The following is a 646-nucleotide window of genomic DNA, read 5'->3' on the forward strand; positions in this document are numbered from 1 at the left end:
CAAACTTCTGACCCGTTAGAGCCTGACCTGAGGCTTGCTCAGTGAGTGACGATGCATTCTGTGCGTGCTCTGCCACCGTTTGAACGGTTGACGTCATCTCGCTCATCGCAGTTGCCAGTTGATCGATCTCGTTGAACTCTTCCTGCGCTGACTCTTTGGTCTCAGACATGCTAATAGTCATCACCTCAGTCAACGTGAATAACTCATCAGAAGAGGCAACTTGCGTTTTGATCATGTCGTTAAGTTGAACACGGGTTCTCTCTAGCTCACGCGCCACATCGCCGTATTCATCTTTACAATCCATGTGAATTGGGACCGACAGATTCTTATCTGCCATGGGTTTGATTGCATCGCTCAGGTATTGCGTTTGACGCAGCATTACACGTGCTGCTGTCAGAAAAAGACCCAAAAAGGCCACAATCATCAAGCCGTGCTGCCAAGCCACTTGTACTAGGTACGTTTCATAGTGTTCTTGCGCTACTTGTGCGTTGTTCGTTACTGCTAGCAGTGAATCGTAGAATGTGCTGGCATCCCACAACTGCTTAGCAATGATCAACACGGTACTGAATACCATCAGCATGATCATTTTTGGAACGAGACGAACGTCAGAGATTACCCTTTCCCACGGCTTGAATGACAGTTTGGT

The 646-nt window shown here is 47.8% G+C and carries 1 pseudogene; it reads right to left on the bottom strand.

From position 1 onward, the window contains the following. Window positions 1–646: pseudogene (locus KIV40_RS31105) on the bottom strand (methyl-accepting chemotaxis protein); the annotation flags it as partial.

It is taken from the genome of Vibrio sp. D173a (genome assembly GCF_030248475.1).